This is a genomic window from Streptomyces macrolidinus, assembly GCF_023887685.1.
Lineage (GTDB): Bacteria > Actinomycetota > Actinomycetes > Streptomycetales > Streptomycetaceae > Streptomyces > Streptomyces macrolidinus.
In genome coordinates this window covers 1-16,625 of sequence record NZ_JAMWMR010000010.1, presented here as the reverse complement: position 1 = coordinate 16,625, position 16,625 = coordinate 1, and the positions used below count along the sequence as shown (strand labels likewise).

Sequence of the window (16,625 nt, the reverse complement as noted above, 5' to 3'; positions counted from 1 at the left end):
CGTGAGGACACTGCCGAAGACCGCGCGGCGCTGCTCGATGCTGCCGCCAGCTCCGCTCGGGATCGTGCCGTATATCGCGGGGTACAGCCGGGAAGAGGTCGTGACGCCGCAGCTCATCAAGGCGCCGTTTCGCGGGCGTCTTGGTTTCGAGGACGAGACGGATCACGACCGGGACAGTTTCGGTGTGCCGTGGGTGCGCCCGACGATCCTGCCGAAGGCACGGCGCGGGAGCCCGCGCCTCAAGACCATCCATCCGTACCGGCAACGCCGCTGCATGCTGGATCTGCTGTGCCAGATCTGTAGGCGGCCGACGTCGCCGGACTACGAAGGCCCGTACCTGTTCCTCGCCAAGAGCATGGGCGGACCGATCACCGAGGGCGAGACGACCGGGAGTCCGCCCGTGTGCGTGCCGTGCGCCGCGATCTCCGTCCAGCTCTGTCCGGCGATCAGGGGGCAGTTCACGGCGGCGTGGGTGCAACACGCCCCGTTCTGGGGCGTGGTCGGCAACGTCTACGACCCCAAGACGCTCCAGGTGAGGGCCGTTATGGCCAACGTCCGGCGTGAGTCGCCGCTGGCCGCCTGGACGGTGGCCTCCCGGATGGTCGTGGAACTCCAAGGCGTGCGACCGGCCAACCTGGCCGAGGAGTGGGCTGCCCTCGGCCGTGACCGGCTGGAGGCGGAGTTCGCCAGGGTCGTGGAACTGGCCTCCTGATTCATCGACGTCCGCTTCGGGCCAGCCGCGACGAGACGACCGGATCCACCCACTGAGATCACCGTACGAGCACACTGCTTGGAGGCGTCAGCATGGCGAGCATCACCAGCCGCCAGACCGGGAGAGAGGACTGGCTGCGGCCGGTCGCCTCGGCCACCGGAGCCCCGGCGTACACCGGAGTGATACAGCGGGACGAGCAGGCCGCGGAGGACGCCAGAGCCATGGTGGCCCTGGCGCTGGCCGTGTGGCACCTGGAGCAGCTCGCCGAGGACGCCACGCTGGTGGTCTCGGAGTTGATGAGTAATGCGGTCCGCCACGGTCGGGGCGCGGTCGTGCGGGTCACGGTGACCCGCACGACCAGTTCTCGGGTGCGCATCGCGGTCACCGACCGGAGCCGGACCCTGCCCCAGCTCCAGGAGAGCGACCTGCTGGCCGAGGGGGGACGGGGGCTGCGCCTGGTCAACGCGCTGTCCAGCGACTGGGGGGTCATTCGATACGGCTGGGGCAAACGCGTTTGGTCGGAGGTGAGCGAGTGATCACCAGCCGCTGCGCTGACACGGCCGTACCGCCGCGCGAGATCGTTTGCGGAGCCCCTGGCCCGGGGTGGGTCACCAGCCCCCGCTGACACTCCTGAGGCCGAGGCGACACCCGACGCCCTCGCCGTCGATCGGAGACGCCTGCCGGGGTTCCCCTGCCCTGGTGGGGCAGCCGGGTTCACACGTTCACGGATAACGAGCAGCCCGAGGAGGCGTTCGTGACCATCGGTGTGTATGCCGTTCCTGCTCAACAAGAGTTCACCCCGCCCGGTATAGCTGACGTATTCAGCTACGCCGCCGCACAGATCCACCGGGCTGCTGCCGACATATGGCCTGACGAGCCCGTCCTGTTGGACGGTCACGTGCCCAGCGTCACCGGGTACGTGCACCGCGCCCGCGTTGGCGAGCGTGTCCTGTACGCGAAGACGTCCGTCCTGGGTGTCTCCCTGGTGTCCCTGCTGCGTGGTGCGTGCGGCTCCTGGTCCGAGGTTCGTCGGGCTCAAGAGGCGTATGTGGCACAGCCGGACGGCCTTCTCGTGCGAGAGGCCGCACAGCTACGCGTCCTCACCAGCATGGACCGACCCCGGGTGTGCGCCGTCGCCGGGATCCGGCGCGGCGTCATCTTCACCGAGCCGGTGACCGGGCCGTCTCTCGGGGAGCTGCTGCTGGCACACCCGGGCGAGACGTGCGAGCTGCTGACCCGCCCGTTCGCCGAGCTGCGCCCGCTGCACCAGCCAGGCTCCTTAAGCCGTCTGGATCCCAGCGGTGTCATCGGGGAGCGCAGCATCGCGGGCACCTTCCTCCGGAAGTTCAACGGCCTGTCCGGGGCCGCCTACGTTGACCGGCTCGGTGCCGAGCGGTGCGGGCCTGGCCCGCGCGAGGAGACGGTTGATCTGGTGCGAGGCAGTGTGGATCGTCTGCGGCGGCTGCGGATGGCACTGCCCTCGACGGAGAGCACGACTCTTGCCTACGGAGACCTGAAACCCGAGCACGTCTTCTTCCCCGACGGGCCCGATGGGCGGCCGGTGTTGCTCGACCCTGGCCTTCTACGGGCGAGCCCCATGACGGACCTGGCCAAGCTGATCAGCCGGACCGTTCTGTTCCTGGCCGCGCACCGGCCCAGCGCGGGAACGGCTTGGCGCGTCGTCGGCGGTATCGAGAAGTTCGCTGAGTCTCAGGTGACGGGCTTGTCCGGCCGGGACCGCGATGTCCTGCTGCGCGGGCTGCTGACGCTCTGGTTGATGGACACCGTCAACATCCTGACGACGTATCTGTCCGCCCCGGCCGCGTTGCCGCTGCCCGCCCTCGGAGCGGCGCTTGTTGACCGGGCCGTACCGGTGAGTTCCCTCGTCGATGTGGTGAGTGAAGCTCTCACCGACCGGGCTGCGGTGCGGGACGTCTGGGACCTCGCCATCTCAATGGCTTTGGCGGTGGCCTCGTGACGGCCGTAGTACCGGCCGTGGGCGTGGTCGGCGCGGGAGCGGTCGGGCAGACCGTCGGTGGCGCTCTGGTGGCCGCGGGGCTGTCCGATCGGCTCCTCGTGGTCTCCCGCACGCCTGCTCAGGCCGCCGCGTTGGCCGACGACCTGGACGACATGCGCGCCGCCCTCGGCTCCTCGGTTCTGCCAACGCCTGCGACTGTGGACGAGCTGCGTCACTGCCCGGCCTTCGTGGTCGCCGTGAGGGCCCAGTTCACCAACGACCGCAGCCGGGACGTGCGGATGGCCGGGGTGCAGGCGAACGCTCCGGCCGTCCGCGCTCTCGCCGCTCAGATGCGGGGCTATCAGGGGACAGTGCTGATGGTGACCAACCCCGTGGACCTGATGACGCGCCTGTTCGCTGAGGAGTCCGGCTGCCCCCGGGTGTTCGGGATCGGTTCCAACCTCGACAGCGCGCGGTACCGGCTCACCCTCGCACGGCTCTTGGATGTGCCCGTCGCCGTGGTGCGCGGCCATGTCATCGGCGAGCACGGGGACTCGGCCGTTGTCTGCGCCTCCTCGACCACCGTCAACGGACATCCCGTACCTGTCCCCCTTCAGGAGGTACGCGACGAGCTGGCCGGGCGGCCAGGCCGGATCAGTGCCGGGATCGGGCGCACCCGGTGCGGCCCTGCCGGTGCTGTGGTGTCCGCGCTGCGCCTGGCGCTCGGTGCCGAGGACGGCATGGCCGAGCTGTCTGTCCCGTACCGGGAGGACTGCTGCGGAATCCCGTTGCGGTTCACCAGCGGCCGTCACCTACCGTTCCTGCCTCCGCTGGACGACACCGAGGCCCGGCAGTTGGAGGCCGCCCGTACCAAGCTCCGCGCCGCCTACCAGGCCATGCGCGGTATCCCATCTCAATCGCTTCCATCAGGGAGGAATTCGTGACCACTCACGCTGTCCGTCTGGAGGCCGCCGATGCGGCCGTGACCGTCGTTTCCACCGAGCGGGCCGTCACCGACTGGTCTGCCCGCTACTTCGGACCGTGGTGGAAGGCCGCCGGTGTGCCGCCGGAGAGCGTCTGCGCCGGGCCGCTCGTCACCGCCGAGGTCGACCCGGACAGGTACGCGGATGCGGCGCTCGAGGTGACACGGGCCCCGCACACGAGCACCACCTACGCGAAGGCGCAGCTGCTCCTCGCCCACGACCAGGCCGCGGGCGTGATCCGCGGCGTCTGCCCAGAGGAAGCACTCGCCTACCGGTCCGAGCCCGGCGTGGCAAACCTGACGATCCTCGGGCGCGATCCTGGGCCGGTTGCGACCGCGACCGCGCGCCTGGCGCGCGAGGTGATGCGCGGGACGTTGCTGCGGGACGGCTGGTCGGTGCTGCACGCCTCCGCGGTCGTCCAGGACGGCCGTGTGATCCTGACGTTCGGCAAGAAGGGCGCAGGCAAGACAACCGCCGCTTTGGCCATGGCCCACCGGCACGGCCTCGGGCTGCTGGCCAACGACCGCGTGTTCGTCCGGCCCAACGACGGCGGGGGCGTGGACGTACTGCCGTGGCCGTCGGCAGCCGCGATCGGCCTCGGTCTGCTGGATGCCCTCGGCTGGTTCGACATCGCCCGCGAACGGCTGACCGGCGGCGAGGCGCTGCACCCGACGCAGGACCAGCGGGTCACTGAGGCCTTGCTCGCCGGGCTCTGCGAGCCGCTGTGGGAGGACGGCAAGGAGCTGAAGGCACAGGTGTTCCCTGACCAGTTCGTGCGCTGGTTCGGACTGCCCCTGGCGACCGGCGGCAAGGCCACGGTCCTGGTGTTCCCTCGGATCGAGGCCGGAGCTGCCCCGGCCTTGCAGGAGCGCAGCCGGTCCCTGAGCGACCACGACTTCATGAGCGGGAAGACCGAGGACCGTTACCCCGACGTGTTCGAACTCGCGCGGGTCGACGGCGGCGGCACCGCCGAGTCCCGTCAGGAAGTCGCCCGGCGCCTGGCCGCGCTTCCGCACCACTGCGTCGTGCTCGGGCACGACGTGGCGGCGAACGCTGACTTCCTCGCCAAGATCACCGAGTCTGACTGAGCGGCAGGATCCCACTACCGCCCCAGCGGGGAGACCCCGTCCCGGGTCGGTCGCGGCACAAGTGACCGGCTCCCGTGCCGCAGGACCTGCACCCCTCCCGCGAGGGCCCCGTGCCCGGGGCGGGCCACCCGTCCCGGCTGGCCTCGATGCTGACCCCCGTGGGAGGCGCCAGCCCGGGACCGAGGGCCCTGGTCTGCCTGCACCAAGGCCCTCACCCCATGTGAACCTGTCGCACGGGGCCGCTCCCGGCAGCCGGTCGGGGCGGGGCGCCGTGCTCCCGGCGTGTGTTCCCACGGGAACACGGGCCGCGTGCTGGGTCGGGCTGGTCCGGGCTGATCCGGGCGCCCGAGCTGGGAGTTCGAGGAAAGCGCAGGTCGGCGCGTTCGCCTATGCCGGTTCGAGTCCGGTTCCGGGCACCTCCGACATACGGCGCCTCAGGGGATCTCCTGCTCGGTCCAGATGATCTTGCCGCCGGATGTATGGCGTGTGCCCCAGCGATGGGAGAGCTGGGCCACGAGGAAGAGGCCACGGCCGCCCTCATCCGTGCTCCGGGCGTGCCGGAGCCGCGGGGAGGTGCTGCTGGCGTCGCCGACCTCGCAGGTCAGCCGGCCGTTCCGGAGCAGTCGTAGCCGTACGGGCCCCGAGGCGTAGCGGATCGCATTGGTGACCAGCTCACTGGCGATGAGTTCCGTCGTGACGGCCAGTTCCGCGAGGCCCCAGTCCTCCAGCGTGCGGATGACCCGGGCGCGGGCGTCGCCGACGGCGGCCGGATCGAGGGGCACGTCCCACTCGGCGACCTGGTCGGGGCTCAGGGCGTGGGTACGGGCCAACAGCAGGGCCACGTCGTCGGGTTGAGGCACGGGCACCAGATGCCGCACCACACTCGAACTCAGCGCCTCAAGGCTCTCGGAGGGCTGGGACAGCGACTCTCCCAGCCGCGTCATGCCCAGCTCCATGTCGCGGTCGGCGCCCAGCAGGAGCCCGTCGGTGTACAGCCCGAGCAGGCTGTTCTCGGCCAGCTCGATCTCGGCGGCCTCGAACGCCAGCCCGCCGAGGCCGAGCGGCGGCCCCGCGGGAAGCTCGGGATAGGACACCTCCCCCTCGGGGGTGACCACGACCGGGGGCGGATGACCGGCCCGCGCCATCGCGCAGCGCCGCGCCACCGGATCGTAGACGGCGTAGAGACAGGTCGCCCCGAGCACGGTCGTACTGGTCCGGTCCGCGCCGTCACCGTCGCCGTCGTCCTCCTCCTCGCTCAGCCGGAGCACGAGGTCGTCGAGATGGGCGAGGAGTTCGTCGGGCGGCAGATCCATGTCGGCGAGGGTCTGCACCGCGGTACGCAGCCGGCCCATGGTCGCCGCCGCGGTGATGCCGTGCCCGACCACGTCGCCGACGACGAGACCCACCCGGGCGCCGGACAGCGGGATCACGTCGAACCAGTCGCCGCCGACCCCGCCTGCCGCGTTGGCCGGCAGATAGAACGACGCCACCTCCATCGCCGTGCCGCCGGTCAGGGCGTGCGGCAGCAGGCTGTGCTGCAGCGTGACCGCCGCCGTGTGCTCCCGGCTGAAGCGGCGGGCGTTGTCGATGCCGAGCGCCGCCCGCGCCACCACTTCCCGGGCCAGCAGGACATCGTCCGCGTCGAAGGGCACCGGGTTCTGCGACCGCATGAACGTGGCGAGGCCGAGGACGGTGTTCCGCGCCCGCATCGGCACACAGATCAGGGAGTGCAGTCCGAACTCGCGGACGCGTGTGTTCCGGTCGGACTCTTCGTCGTCCCACAGCGGGGTCGCCGGATCGATGACCGGTACGAAGATCGGTTCGCCATGGACGAGCAGATTCGCCTGGCGGGGCACCGGGTCGAAGTCCACCGTGTCCCCGATCCGCGCGACCGCCTCCGGGCAGCCCTCCCGCACCGAACTCATGCCTGTCCGGCGCATCAACGGCCGGGCGACCGACAGTTCGGCCTCGGGCAGCCACACCCCCTGCCCCTGGGCGCTGAGGACGGACTCCAGCAGATCGACGACGACGAAGTCCGCGAAGCGGGGAACGGCGAAATCGGCGAGTTCCTGGGCTGTCCGCGCCATGTCCAGGGTCCTGCCCACACTGGTCCCGGCCTCGTTGACCAGCATCAGGAGCTGACGTGCCTTCCACCGTTCGGTGATGTCCATGACCATGTAGCAGACGCCGGTGACGGACTGGTCGGCGTCCACCAGGGGGAAGAACGAGCAGGAGTAGGCGCGCTGGCGATACGGATCGGCCCAGCTCCACCCCACGTACTCGTGGTCGAGGACCGGTATCCCGGTCAGCAGCACCTTGCGCATCAGGGCCTCGAGGGTGGAGGCGTCCATGCCCGGCAGGATGTCGGTCACCCGCTGCCCCAACCGTTGCTCACGGGGCACCCCGCCGAAGCGTTCCAGGGTGTCGTTCAGCCAGACGTAGCGGAGCTGGACGTCCAGAACCGCCATGCCGACCGGGGAGCGGGTGAGGAAGCCGTCGAGCACGGACTGGCCCACCGTCCACTGCTGCTTGCGCTCGCGCGCCGAGATCAGGAAGCACTCGTCCGGGCCGAGCCGAAAGGACGCGGACACCCGCAGATCGACCTCGACGCGCTCGCCATTGCGGCGCCGCAGCAGGACCAGACCGCTCCACCCCATCCCCGCGCGGCAACGCACCGCGACACTCGCGACGCGGACCGGGTCTCCGCGCATGCCCAGCAGCCGCGCGGCGGAGTCGCCGACCACCTCCCGGGCCCGATAGCCGAGAAGCGCCTCGGCGGGACGGGTCCAGCCCAGCACGAGCCCGTCCGCGCGGACCACCGCCGTCGCGTCACTGGACGCGTCGAAGAGATCGCGTGGTCCTGCGGACAGCGGCACATCGGAGCCGTTTCGCCCGGGAGACATCCATCTCATCCTCTCCACGGTCAATGTTCCTGCTTGGCCGTCCGATGCGCACGGCCCCGCGTGGGCGCCGCCCGACCTCCGTCCTGACCGGCCCTCAGCGCCGTGGCGGGCGCCGGGGCCACCGGGGCCCTGGCGGGTGGGACGTCGGCCGTCGGCCATCGGAGTGATGTTGCGGCGCCGGTTCGGTCAGCGGCCGGTCTCGGCCAGGTACCGAGTTGGTCAGGGTCCGCGGGGTTCTGTGCCAGGAATCACCCGTACGCGTACCGTGTTGCCGACAAGGACAAGGGAAAGATCCTCCCCAAGCACTAGAGTCAATCCTTTGCCTACCTATTACTCTTGAGCCCAAGGCCGCGCAGGGTGGCCATGGAGGAGTGAAATGAGGAGCAGCAACCCGGTCTTCTCGCGACGGGGGTTCAGCCGCGACAACGGCTACGCGGGCTTCAACACCGCGCCGCAGGCCGGGGGAGCCGCTGCCGGAACGCAGGGCAACCCGTATGCGCAGGGCAACCCGTACGCGACCGGTAACCCGTACGCCCAGAACCCCTACGCCCCGCAGGCGCCGTACGGCGCCCCGCCGCAGGCCCCGGCCACCACCGGCCGGATGACGATGGACGACGTCGTCATGCGCTCGGCGATGACGCTCGGCACGGTCGCCGTCACGGCGATCCTCGCCTGGGCGGTCCTTCCGGTCACGCCCAGCAGCTACGGCCTCGCGATCGGCGCGGCCCTCGTCGCGTTCGTCCTGGCGATGGTCCAGTCCTTCAAGCGCAAGCCGGTGCCCGCGCTGATCCTCGGGTACGCCGCTTTCGAAGGCGTCTTCCTGGGCGTCATCAGCGAGATGTACAACGCCCGGTGGGCCGGCGCGCCCTTCCAGGCCGTGCTCGGCACCATGGCGGTCTCCGGCGCCACCCTGCTCGTCTACAAGGCGGGCTGGATCCGGGTGACCGCGCGGTACGCCCGGATCGGCATGGCCATCGCCATCGCCTTCGTCCTGGCCACGGCGGTCAACATGCTCCTGGTCGTCTTCGGGGTCGCCCCCGACGGCGGGCTGCGCAGCATGGGCCCGCTGGGCGCCATCGTCGGCGTGATCGCGATCCTGCTCGGCGCGTTCTTCCTGACCCTCGACTTCAAGCAGATCGAGGACGGCATCGCCTACGGCGCGCCGCGCGAGGAGGCCTGGCTGGCCGCGTTCGGTCTGACCATGACCCTCGTGTGGATCTACGTCGAGATGCTGCGGCTGGTCGCCATCTTCAGCAGCAGCGACTGACGTTCCGGACGAACTGCCACGGAACACGGAACACGGAACACAGGCGAAGGGCCCGCGAACCCCACGGTTCGCGGGCCCTTCGCCCGTCTGCGAGGGCGTGCTCAGAGCAGCTTGCGCGCGGCCCGCCGCAGGCCGTACTCGTGGACGATCGCCTTGGCATGGCCGTACGCGAGATCGTGCTCGTGCCGGAGCCAGTGGACCTTCTCCTCGAAGCAGAGAGCGGGGCCTTCGTCGACGGTGCGCAGCCATTCGGAGACTTCACGGCCAGTGCACTGGGGGATACGGGCGAGCAGATTGCGATGGGTCTCTTCGGAGAAGACGTGGGACATCGGCGCCTCCGGGCGCTCTCGTGGCCGGTCCTTCTCGTCACCGTGCCTGAGCGTTCGCCCGTTGGCAACAGTCCGTTGGCACCGGTCCCACCTGGGCGCGTAGTCTCGCGGGGTGCTTGATACGACGCCTTTGACCCGGGCCGTTGACCACTTCGCCGACCGGTTGCGGGCCGCTCCGCAGAGCAGGTTGCAGCGGGGGGCGGCGGCCGAGGCGCTCGGGCTGGCCAGGGAACTGGCGCGGCGCGCCCAGCTTCTGGAGGAGCCCGCGGCCGAGCCCCGTGAGATGCCGGACGCGGGCATGTTCGCCGCCGCCGACCAGATCACGGTCGCGGCGCACGACCTGGCGCTGGTCCTGCGGGACCCGGAGGAACTCGAGACGGCGGTGACCCTCGTGGAAGAGGCGTTGAAGCGCGCCGGGATCTGAGCGGCGCGGGGCGGCCGTTGGCTGCGGCGGTTCGTACGGCGGTTCCCGCGGCGTCGTCTACAGGGCCTCTACAGGGACGCGACCACGCGGTCCGCGAGGACGTAGACGCTCTCCTCGCCGCACGCGAACGTGAGCGCGTACGCACCCGAGACGCCCGAGCCGCCGAGCAGGACCGGGGCGCGGCCGGTGTCCAGGGCCGCGATCAGGCGCTCCGCGGTCTCGCGGTGGCCCGGGGTCATGCACAGCGTCGTACCGTCCGCGAAGACATAGATGTCGAGGGTGCCCAGCGGCCCCGGGCGGACATCGGCGAGTTCGGTGCGGGCGGCGGCCAGGTCCTCCAGGCAGGCGATCGTCTGCTCGTGGTCGCTGATGATCGGCGACGGCGCCGGGACGAAGTCGGGGTGCGAGGGGTGGCGGCGGCGGGCCGCGGCCAGGTCGGGCGAGTCTCCGCCCGCGTCCACGGGGGTGCTCCCGGCGAACCCGCTCTCGTCGGCGGCGGGCTCGGCCACCGGCTCCAGGCTGTCGTGCTCCAGGCCCGCGAAGTCCGACTGGCGGGGCAGGAAGATCTCGGCGTCGGACAGGCCGGGCAGCGGCGGGAGGTCGGCGAGGTCCCGGGCTTCCTGAGCGGCCCAGAAGGCGCGTGCCTCGGCCAGTTCGCGCTCCCGTTCCTCGGCGAGCGCCTGGGACACGGCGGTGCGTATCTCCTCCGTGTCGGCGGTGGGGCGGGCGGCGGGCACCAGCCCTCGCGTCTGCGCGGCGCGGCTCGCGGTGAGTTCGCTGTGCAGGGCCGCGACCTGGCGGCGCAGTGCCCGCACGGAGCACAGGACAGCCACGCCCACGCCCGCGGTGGCGGCCGTGGTGAGCAGCAGAGCGATCGGCATGGTGCTCACTGAACGTACTCCCGGTTCACAGTCGACCCCGACTTCCTACCTCAGCTTGGCGGGCGGACTCGCCACCTGTCAGTGCGTAACGTCACGAAACGGACAGGTTCCTGTCGCTGCGGTACCCCGCCGAACGGGCTCTGACCTGGGCCGATGCCCGGTGGAGGGAGTTAGATCACATCCTGGGGGAGATTGGATCACGGAACGGCCCGGAGCCTCGAAGGACGCGAGGCTCCGGGCCGCTCACGGGAGGGCGGGTGCCGTCAGCTCAGGCCGGTAAGGGCGGGTGCGTCAGCTCAGGCGCTCGATGACCATGGCCATGCCCTGGCCGCCGCCGACGCACATGGTCTCCAGGCCGAACTGCTTGTCGTGCCACTGGAGCGAGTTGATCAGCGTGCCGGTGATGCGGGCGCCGGTCATGCCGAAGGGGTGGCCGACGGCGATGGCGCCGCCGTTCACGTTCAGCTTCTCCAGCGGGATGCCCAGGTCCTGGTAGGAGGGGATCACCTGGGCGGCGAAGGCCTCGTTGATCTCGACGAGGTCGATGTCGCCGATGGTGAGACCGGCCCGCTTGAGGGCCTGGTTGCTGGCCTCGACGGGGCCGTAGCCCATGATCTCGGGGGAGAGTGCGGAGACACCGGTGGAGACGATCCGCGCGAGCGGCGTGAGCCCCAGCTCGCGGGCCTTGGTGTCGCTCATGATGACCAGCGCGGCGGCGCCGTCGTTGAGGGGACAGCAGTTGCCCGCGGTGACGCGGCCGTCGGGGCGGAAGACGGGCTTGAGACCGGCGACGCCCTCCAGGGTGACTCCGGCGCGCGGGCCGTCGTCCGTGCTGACGACGGTGCCGTCCGGGAGGGTCACCGGGGTGATCTCGCGCTCCCAGAACCCGTTCGCGATGGCCTGCTCGGCGAGGTTCTGCGAGCGGACGCCGAACGCGTCCATCTCCTCGCGGGTGACGCCCTTGAGACGGGCGAGGTTCTCGGCGGTCTGGCCCATCGCGATGTACGCGTCGGGGACCAGGCCGTCCTCGCGCGGGTCGTGCCAGTCGGCGCCCTCGGACGCGGCGACCGCGGCGGTGCGGGCCTCGGCCTCGGCGAAGAGCGGGTTGTGGGTGTCCGGGAGGCCGTCGGAGGTGCCCTTGACGCTGCGGCTGACCATCTCGACACCGGCGGAGACGAAGACGTCGCCCTCACCGGCCTTGATGGCGTGCAGGGCCATCCGCGAGGTCTGCAGCGAGGAGGAGCAGTAGCGGGTGATGGTGCACCCCGGGAGGTGGTCCATGCCCATCTGCACGGCGACGATCCGGCCGAGGTTGTGCCCCTGCTCGCCGCCGGGCAGGCCGCAGCCCAGCATCAGGTCGTCGATGTCCTTCGGGTCCAGCTCGGGGACCTTGGTGAGGGCCGCCTGGATGATCGTGGCGGTGAGGTCGTCGGGGCGCAGGTCCTTCAGGGAGCCCTTGAAGGCGCGGCCGATGGGGGAGCGGGCGGTCGAGACGATGACGGCTTCGGGCATGACGGCTCCAGTGCGAGGAAGGCAGGGCTGTGGGCGAAGTTACCCGCACGTACGGTGCGGGTCACCAGCGCGGCAGTGTGACGCCGACCGCACTTTCCTAAGCGCTTGCTTTCCCCTTCCGAGTCCTCCGAGTGAACCCTCAAGTGTCACACCGTGGCCTCCGGAGCGGGAGCCGGTGCGGCGTCCGGGGTCGGCAGCCGCCGCCGACGGCGGCGCTTGAGCAGGGCCCACGGGCCCCGCGGACCCGTCGGCACGGCGGCGGCGACCTCGGTGCCCGCCTCGGAGGCGGCCTCGGCCGCGGCGCGGGCCACCGGCAGGAAGCCCTCGCGGCGCGAGACGTCCGGGCGCTCCTCCTCGGCCGGCCACAGGCCGAGGGCCGCGCAGACCGTCGGCAGGACCGCCATCGCCGCCGTGGCATAGCCCTCCGCGGAGGGGTGGTAGTTGTCGGGGCCGAACAGCTCGCGCGGGTTCGCCTCGAACTCCGGGCCGAGCAGATCGCCCAGGGACACCGTACGGCCGCCCTGCTCGACCGCGCCGATCGTCTGGGCCGCGGCCAGTTGCCGTGAGGCCCGGCGGGCCAGCCAGCGCAGGGGCTGCTGCACCGGTTCGATCGTGCCCAGGTCGGGGCAGGTGCCCACGACGACCTCCGCGCCCGCCGTACGCAACCGGCGGACCGCCGCCGACAGATGGCGCACGGAGCGGGTCGGCGGGATGCGGTGCGTGACGTCGTTCGCGCCGATCATGATGACGCAGATGTCGGGCAGCCGGTCATGGTCCCGCAGTGCCAGCGTCACCTGGCGGTCCAGGTCGTCGGACTGGGCCCCGGCCAGCGCCACGTTGCGCAGCTCCACCGGGCGCTCCGCGACGGCCGCGAGCCCCGAGGCCAGCAGCGCCCCGGGCGTCTGGCGGAAGCGGCGCACGCCCTGCCCGGAGGCCGTGGAGTCGCCGAGCATCGTCAGCCGCAGGGGCACCGGGGCATCGTCCTCCCCGGCCGCGCCCGCGCGGAGGCCCTCCCAGCCGTACACGCCGTCGGCGCTCGGCGGGTGCGGGGCGTGGCCGTTGCCCACATGGCGCTTGGCCATCTGCACCTCCGCCAGCACCAGCCCTATGGCAGCCGCTCCCACCAGGCCGATCCCGCCACCGCCGTACGCCGCGCCCGCCGCGATGCGCCGTGCCACTCTGGCTCTGGACATGCTCGACATGCGTCGCCGCCACCTCCTCGTAGCCGTACACCCAGTGCTTGCCCCGTACGCCCCGTCGTCCAATCTCGACAGGACGTAACGTCCGGGGCGGCCCGCCCGCCCGGGACCACCCGGGCCCGGCGAGCGCTTACGCTGGCGGAACCATCAACGACCACGTCCTTTGCAGCGACCGGAGACAACGGTGCATTTCCACGACTCGATGATCAGCCTCGTCGGCAACACCCCGCTGGTGAAGCTCAACAGCGTGACCGCCGGCATCCAGGCGACCGTGCTCGCCAAGGTCGAGTACTTCAATCCCGGCGGTTCCGTGAAGGACCGCATCGCCCTGCGCATGATCGAGGCGGCCGAGAAGAGCGGCGAGCTGAAGCCGGGGGGCACGATCGTCGAGCCGACCAGCGGCAACACCGGCGTGGGCCTGGCGATCGTGGCCCAGCAGAAGGGGTACAAGTGCATCTTCGTGTGCCCCGACAAGGTGTCCACGGACAAGATCAACGTGCTGCGTGCCTACGGGGCCGAGGTCGTCGTGTGCCCGACCGCCGTCGCGCCCGAGCACCCCGACTCGTACTACAACGTCTCCGACCGCCTCGTCCGTGAGACCCCGGACGCCTGGAAGCCCGACCAGTACTCCAACCCCAACAACCCGCTCTCGCACTACCACTCCACCGGTCCGGAGCTGTGGGAGCAGACGGAGGGGAAGATCACGCACTTCGTCGCGGGTGTCGGCACCGGCGGGACCATCTCCGGCACCGGCCGCTATCTGAAGGACGTGAGCGAGGGGCGCGTCAAGGTCGTCGGCGCCGACCCCGAGGGGTCCGTCTACTCCGGCGGCAGCGGGCGTCCGTATCTCGTCGAGGGTGTCGGTGAGGACTTCTGGCCGACCGCGTACGACCGTACGGTCGCCGACGAGATCGTCGCCGTGTCCGACAAGGACTCCTTCCAGATGACCCGGCGCCTGGCGAAGGAGGAGGGGCTGCTGGTCGGCGGCTCCTGCGGGATGGCGGTCGTGGCGGCGCTGCGGGTCGCCGAGCGGCTCGGCCCGGACGATGTCGTCGTCGTCCTGCTGCCGGACAGCGGTCGCGGCTACCTGAGCAAGATCTTCAACGACGAGTGGATGGCGGACTACGGCTTCCTGGAGGACGCCGGTCCGAGCGCCCGCGTCGGTGATGTGCTCAGCGACAAGGAGGGCGGCTCCATCCCCTCCCTCGTGCACATGCATCCCGACGAAACGGTCGGTCAGGCCATCGAGGTGCTGCGTGAGTACGGCGTCTCGCAGATGCCGATCGTCAAGCCGGGCGCGGGTCACCCGGACGTGATGGCCGCCGAGGTCGTGGGCTCCGTCGTCGAACGCGAGCTGCTGGACGCCCTGTTCACCAAGCGCGCCTCGCTGGAGGACCCGCTGGAGAAGCACATGTCGGAGCCGCTGCCGCAGGTCGGTTCCGGTGAGCCGGTGGCGGACCTGATGGCCGTGCTCGGCGGTGCCGACGCGGCGATCGTGCTCGTCGAGGGCAAGCCCACCGGTGTGGTCAGCCGCCAGGACCTGCTGGCGTTCCTGGCCAAGGGCGGCGGCAAGCAGTAGCCGACGCGCGGCGACACCTGGCTTCCCGGGCGCGGAACACACGCGTCATCTGCGCGTAGCACCCGCTTCACATGGGTCCGGCAGGGTGGTGACCACACGGCGCCACGGACTTCCGGAGCGGCTCCCGGGCCTCCATGGACGCCACGGACGTACGGCCCTGACCCGGCCCGCGTCCCTCGCGGGGACCGCCGCCGTCCCGACCCCCGGGAACGGGGGTGCGGCGGTCCCCGCGTTCGCTTCCCTCTCAGGGGTGGTGGTCGGCGCGTTCAGTCCCGCCAGTCGCTGTCCTCGGCGGCCCGGTCGCGGCGGCCGAAGAAGCCGGGAGTGGTGCGCGCGGCCTGCGCCACGTTGACGCCGACGATGCCGAGCCAGGCGATCAGGAGACCGGCCCGGCCGCCGAGGCCGCCACCGATCGCCGAGAGCGGGGCCGCGAGGACCAGCGACACGATGCCGAAGCCGAAGCGTTCGGCCCAGGAGTCCGTGGCCCGCGGCGACCGGGTGCCGCGCGCGACCACCATCTGCTGTTCGGCGAGCTGCCGCCGCACCCGGCGGTCGATCGTGCTGTCGATCCGCTGGTCGACCTTCTCCAGGAAGGACTCGATCAGCGCGGACTCGTACTCTTCGCCCAGCTCCTTGCGGGCTCGCAGGCCGGCGTCCAGGTCCTTCTTGAGGTCGGCGTCCCGCGCGTCCATTCCCGTCATGCTCACCACGGTAGAGAGCGGCCGGTGCCGCGGCACTGGGGGTAACCCCCCTCTTGCGGTGGGGTCTCCTGCGGCGCGGGTCTCATGGGGCGGGGCCCCTGCGGTGAGGGCCGCCGGACGCCCGGATTGCATATCGCCATGCAGGCTTCCTGGTGTTTGAATAGTTCTCCGGTGGTCGGGCAGCACGAGGCGATGTCCGGTTCGAGAGGGGGAGCACGTCATGGGCGTGACCGACAGTCCTGCCGCACGGCTGCAGGCGCTCTTCGAGGGGCACCGGTTGACGCCGACCCAGCGGCGTATCGCGCACAGCATGGTGCGGCGGGCCGCCGACGTGCCGTTCCTGTCGAGCGTCGAACTGGCCGAACTCGCCGGGGTCAGCCAGCCCTCCGTGACCCGCTTCGCGGTCGCCCTCGGCTTCGACGGCTACCCGGCGCTGCGCAGACATCTGCGCGAGGTCGCGCCCGCCGAGCGGACGACGGACGCGGGGGCCCGCAACGCCTACCAGCAGGCCGTCGAGGCCGAGATCGAGAACCTCCGTCATCTGGCGCAGGTACTGGCCGATCCGCGGCCGGTGCGGCGGGCGGGCCGGATCCTCGCCGCGTCCCGCCCCCTGCCGGTGCTCGGTCTGCGCGCCGCGGCCTCCCAGGCGTACGGTTTCGCCTACTTCGCCGCGAAGGTCCATCCGGACGTACGGCTGCTCCACGAGGGCGGCACGATGCTCCAGGACCGGATCGACGCGGCGGTCAGGGCGGGTGCGAGCGCCCTGCTGTGCTTCGCGCTGCCCCGGCATCCGCGCGAGGTCGTGGACGCGCTGGCCTACGCCCAGCAGACGGGCCTGACGGTGGTCACGGTCGCCGACTCGGCGTTCGCGCCCGTGGCGAAGGCCTCGGACCTGCTGCTGCCGGCCGCGGTCGGCACCGGCCTTGCCTTCGACACGGTCTGCGCGCCGATGCTGCTCGGCCGGGTCCTGCTGGAAGCGATGTGCGACGACCTGCCGGACGCCCAGGCCCGGTTGGAGGAGTTCGATACGCGGGCGGCGGCCAGAGGGCTGTTCGTGGATTGACTTGCTCCTCGGGCTGAGGCCCGGGGC

At 71.3% G+C, this 16,625-nt stretch carries 15 protein-coding genes; 9 read left to right on the top strand and 6 right to left on the bottom strand.

The features are described 5' to 3' along the window. Position 1 precedes the first annotated feature (1 nt). From NGF19_RS13965 to NGF19_RS13945, 5 genes are all read left to right on the top strand, one after another. Positions 2 to 712 (top strand): hypothetical protein, encoded by a 711-nt coding sequence (locus NGF19_RS13965; RefSeq protein ID WP_252425190.1) that lies wholly within the window; start codon positions 2 to 4, stop codon positions 710 to 712. 92 nt (positions 713 to 804) lie between these two features. Further along, positions 805 to 1,248 carry an ATP-binding protein gene (locus NGF19_RS13960; protein ID WP_252425189.1) on the top strand — a complete coding sequence of 148 codons (444 nt, stop codon included), beginning with the start codon at positions 805 to 807 and terminating at the stop codon, positions 1,246 to 1,248. 587 nt (positions 1,249 to 1,835) lie between these two features. Further along, positions 1,836 to 2,690, top strand: coding sequence for a hypothetical protein (locus tag NGF19_RS13955; RefSeq protein ID WP_252425188.1), 855 nt, complete (start codon positions 1,836 to 1,838; stop codon positions 2,688 to 2,690). After that, positions 2,687 to 3,613, top strand: a complete 927-nt coding sequence (locus tag NGF19_RS13950) for a lactate/malate family dehydrogenase (RefSeq protein ID WP_252425187.1) — start codon at positions 2,687 to 2,689, stop codon at positions 3,611 to 3,613. Before NGF19_RS13955 ends, NGF19_RS13950 begins: the two co-directional genes overlap by 4 nt. Next, entirely contained in the window at positions 3,610 to 4,740 is a 1,131-nt protein-coding gene (locus NGF19_RS13945) for a phosphoenolpyruvate carboxykinase (ATP) (RefSeq protein ID WP_252425186.1), read from the top strand. The genes NGF19_RS13950 and NGF19_RS13945 overlap by 4 nt, the downstream gene beginning before the upstream one ends. A 434-nt stretch (positions 4,741 to 5,174) precedes the next feature. Here NGF19_RS13945 and NGF19_RS13940 read toward each other — a convergent pair whose 3' ends face one another. Further along, entirely contained in the window at positions 5,175 to 7,643 is a 2,469-nt protein-coding gene (locus NGF19_RS13940) for a SpoIIE family protein phosphatase (protein WP_252425185.1), read from the bottom strand. Between the two features lie 376 nt (positions 7,644 to 8,019). Here NGF19_RS13940 and NGF19_RS13935 point away from each other — a divergent pair, with 376 nt between their 5' ends. After that, positions 8,020 to 8,910 (top strand): Bax inhibitor-1/YccA family protein, encoded by an 891-nt coding sequence (locus NGF19_RS13935; protein ID WP_252425184.1) that lies wholly within the window; start codon positions 8,020 to 8,022, stop codon positions 8,908 to 8,910. Positions 8,911 to 9,011: 101 nt separating this feature from the next. Here NGF19_RS13935 and NGF19_RS13930 read toward each other — a convergent pair whose 3' ends face one another. After that, positions 9,012 to 9,239: a DUF4287 domain-containing protein gene (locus NGF19_RS13930; RefSeq protein ID WP_252425183.1), complete on the bottom strand. Its 228-nt coding sequence runs from the start codon at positions 9,237 to 9,239 to the stop codon at positions 9,012 to 9,014. Positions 9,240 to 9,351: 112 nt separating this feature from the next. Here NGF19_RS13930 and NGF19_RS13925 point away from each other — a divergent pair, with 112 nt between their 5' ends. Beyond that, positions 9,352 to 9,663, top strand: a complete 312-nt coding sequence (locus tag NGF19_RS13925) for a hypothetical protein (protein WP_252425182.1) — start codon at positions 9,352 to 9,354, stop codon at positions 9,661 to 9,663. Between the two features lie 68 nt (positions 9,664 to 9,731). On the opposite strand, the gene NGF19_RS13920 is transcribed toward NGF19_RS13925, so the two are convergent. The 3 genes from NGF19_RS13920 to NGF19_RS13910 form a co-directional block, all read right to left on the bottom strand. Further along, positions 9,732 to 10,544 (bottom strand): hypothetical protein, encoded by an 813-nt coding sequence (locus NGF19_RS13920; RefSeq protein WP_252425315.1) that lies wholly within the window; start codon positions 10,542 to 10,544, stop codon positions 9,732 to 9,734. Positions 10,545 to 10,835: 291 nt separating this feature from the next. After that, entirely contained in the window at positions 10,836 to 12,056 is a 1,221-nt protein-coding gene (locus NGF19_RS13915) for an acetyl-CoA C-acetyltransferase (protein WP_252425181.1), read from the bottom strand. Between the two features lie 146 nt (positions 12,057 to 12,202). Beyond that, complete coding sequence (locus NGF19_RS13910; RefSeq protein ID WP_252425180.1) at positions 12,203 to 13,258, bottom strand: SGNH/GDSL hydrolase family protein; 1,056 nt, start codon at positions 13,256 to 13,258, stop codon at positions 12,203 to 12,205. Positions 13,259 to 13,439: 181 nt separating this feature from the next. On the opposite strand from NGF19_RS13910, the gene NGF19_RS13905 reads away from it, so the two are divergent. Beyond that, a complete protein-coding gene (locus NGF19_RS13905) occupies positions 13,440 to 14,834 on the top strand; it encodes a cystathionine beta-synthase (protein ID WP_252425179.1) in 1,395 nt (464 codons plus the stop codon). Positions 14,835 to 15,100: 266 nt separating this feature from the next. On the opposite strand, the gene NGF19_RS13900 is transcribed toward NGF19_RS13905, so the two are convergent. Continuing rightward, positions 15,101 to 15,526: a hypothetical protein gene (locus NGF19_RS13900; RefSeq protein ID WP_252425314.1), complete on the bottom strand. Its 426-nt coding sequence runs from the start codon at positions 15,524 to 15,526 to the stop codon at positions 15,101 to 15,103. Between the two features lie 229 nt (positions 15,527 to 15,755). On the opposite strand from NGF19_RS13900, the gene NGF19_RS13895 reads away from it, so the two are divergent. After that, complete coding sequence (locus NGF19_RS13895) at positions 15,756 to 16,598, top strand: MurR/RpiR family transcriptional regulator (protein WP_252425178.1); 843 nt, start codon at positions 15,756 to 15,758, stop codon at positions 16,596 to 16,598. Positions 16,599 to 16,625 lie beyond the last annotated feature (27 nt).